This is a genomic window from Fibrobacter sp. (assembly GCA_012523595.1).
Taxonomy (GTDB): Bacteria; Fibrobacterota; Chitinivibrionia; order Chitinivibrionales; family Chitinispirillaceae; genus JAAYIG01.
In genome coordinates this window covers 1-2,417 of sequence record JAAYIG010000011.1, presented here as the reverse complement: position 1 = coordinate 2,417, position 2,417 = coordinate 1, and the positions used below count along the sequence as shown (strand labels likewise).

General features: G+C 43.6%; 4 protein-coding genes. All 4 read right to left on the bottom strand.

Translation table 11 applies throughout. The features are described 5' to 3' along the window. Positions 1–380: energy transducer TonB (locus tag GX089_00435; protein NLP00937.1), on the bottom strand; the 380-nt coding region annotated here is incomplete at its 3' end. A 157-nt stretch (positions 381–537) separates the two neighbouring features. Further along, a complete protein-coding gene (locus tag GX089_00430) occupies positions 538–1,353 on the bottom strand; it encodes a hypothetical protein (protein NLP00936.1) in 816 nt (271 codons plus the stop codon). After that, the gene (locus GX089_00425) at positions 1,354–1,821 is read right to left on the bottom strand and encodes a hypothetical protein (GenBank protein ID NLP00935.1); all 468 of its coding nucleotides are present in this window, start codon (positions 1,819–1,821) and stop codon (positions 1,354–1,356) included. Continuing rightward, positions 1,818–2,306, bottom strand: coding sequence for a biopolymer transporter ExbD (locus tag GX089_00420; protein NLP00934.1), 489 nt, complete (start codon positions 2,304–2,306; stop codon positions 1,818–1,820). Before GX089_00420 ends, GX089_00425 begins: the two co-directional genes overlap by 4 nt. Positions 2,307–2,417: the final 111 nt, after the last annotated feature.

The following is a 2,417-nucleotide window of genomic DNA, read 5'->3' as shown; positions in this document are numbered from 1 at the left end:
ATATATTCCTGGATATTACAGGCCTTCAGAAGATCATCAGTAGTGATTTTATAATGATAATTTATAATAACCGGAACCGGTTTTCCTGAGACCATTGCCGGAGTAAATTTAAACTGAAAAACTGCATTTACGATTTGGGAGTCCAGAACCGGATGCAACCCGCTTACTACACTCACCGAATCTACCATCCCTCTCTCATTAAGCAGCAGATTAAGAACTACCGTGCCGGTTATGCCCAACCGGGTAATCGATGAAGGATACCGGACATTTACCGATCTTATCAGTTGCGGCTCCTGCTGCAGAGAAGGCAGGTTGTCAGCCGCTCCGGAATTTACTGCAACAACGAGTGTATACAGCGTGAGGAATAAGACATTGCGCATAAGCACGTATCCAGTTCAGACCTGATGTAACAGAAGTCAAAGTATTCTGAACTGATATAGAGCAAGCGGCGTGCAAGAATCTGGCTTTAGCGCTTATGGCAGGTAGATAAACGTTTAAGAAGAGAGCTGTATCAAGACATTTCCAGAAATTATTGAGCTAGCCCTGAACCATCTGGAATCGGAACCGTATCAGTTGCCAAGAAGCCATAGGAGTCTCACCCTGATAGGCTGGTTCAAACTCCAGTTTCATGCATGCTTCATAAATTTTTTCTTTGGAACCATACCCAAGGTCATCCAGGATTATCACTTTTTTCACTTTACCATCGACATCGATCAGCACCTTTACCCGCACAACACCTTCGATGCGGTTTTCCAACATCTCTTTTGTGTACTCGGGTTTGACATGGAATTTCAACCGCGGAAGAGTGGTGACCGAAGTGACAGATGCCAGCTCGCCCTTTAACTCCTGTTCGGTCACCTTAAATGTGTCAATTGGTGTATTAAGAGTATTTCCCTGTTTTCCTATTATGGCACTGGATGCATCGTTGGAGGCCCCTATTCCTGAAGAGTAGACTTTTTTAAGCCCGTAAACCCGACGCACCGGCTTCTTTACCTTTTTTGGGACTTCAGGCTCTACTTCTTCAGGCACATCCTTCGTAATAACAGGTTTTTTAGTCAAATCCAAAGGCTCTTTTTTCTGAAGCGGTTGTGGCTTTTCTTTTGGCTGTGGTTTCTTCTTTTCCACAATTTCAAGAGGAGTTTTCTGCTCAAAGACAAACCGGGTCTGAATACGCTCGATTTTTTGCTGAACTGTTTCTGGTGCAGGTTTCTGATGCTTGAGAAAAAGACCCAACGAAACAAATAATAAGGAAATAACAATAAGAATCAGGGTTAAACTTCGCTGTTCAGGCTGGGCTTTCTTGTCGGTTCTGGCATAAAACTGGAGCAACCACTCCTGTGAGTTCCTATCCACCTATTCCTCCTGGATCACCAGTACCGAAAAATCGGTAAAACCAGCTTTCGAGCAACTGAACATGACTTTTTTTATGACCGCAAACTCCACTTCCCTGTCACACTGAATAAGAAGCGAAGATGCAGTCTTGGAATTCTGATTTCTGCTGCGAACCGCCTTCATCCAATCGAATACTGGTGCTATAAGCATGGAATCAGTACGCATAAGCTCTTCTATAGTGATAATTGTATGCCCTTCAGAAATGATCACATTTCTGGTAATCTCTATTGAGCTGCGAACCTGAGCCGCTTTCTCTGAAGAAGAAACCGGAAGAATCAGATCTTGAGACGAAGTGATAAGATTGCCTTCCACTGAGAAATTCTTTATCAGAAAAACCAGTAAAATAGTCATCACATCCACTAATGAAGTCAATTGAGGACGAAAGGTCGACTCTTCGGTCTGCTCAAACCGTTTTTTTAAAAAGCTCATAACGGAGCTCCCGGATCCTGGGTAGCACTGGACAATCCGATTTTTTCAAACCCTGCAATCCTGCATAGATCCATTACTCTTACCACATACTTAAAGGGAATCTTATCGGTTGCCGCCACAATCACCTCCTCATGATAATCCATCTCGAGCCTGCGGTTTTTCAGACAGACAGCAAGAGAATCAAAAGGAAAAGATTGGCCCTGCACTGCAAGTGAATCCAGAAGAGTTTCCCCGAGTACTATTGCCAGATAGTCATTACCCAGACGCACGGTTAAACGGGGACGTGGCTTTTGGGGTTGATCGGCCATGGAGGTACTCACATTGGGAGGAAGAGAAAACTCGATTATAGACAAATGGGTAAAAACGGCCATAGATACCAGAAAAGGTATCAGAATAACAAACATGTTCATCACCGGGGTTACATCTATATCTGTGATTCCGGCAGAATCCGAAGGCTTGGGTCGGGTAACAAAAGAGAGCTTCATCAGGACTTTTTCTTCTTCAGATAATTCAGGAATTTCACCGTTGCTTCATCCAGATCCTTTACCAGTTGGCTCTGTTTATTGTACAGAAAGGTATAGATAACCATACAAGGT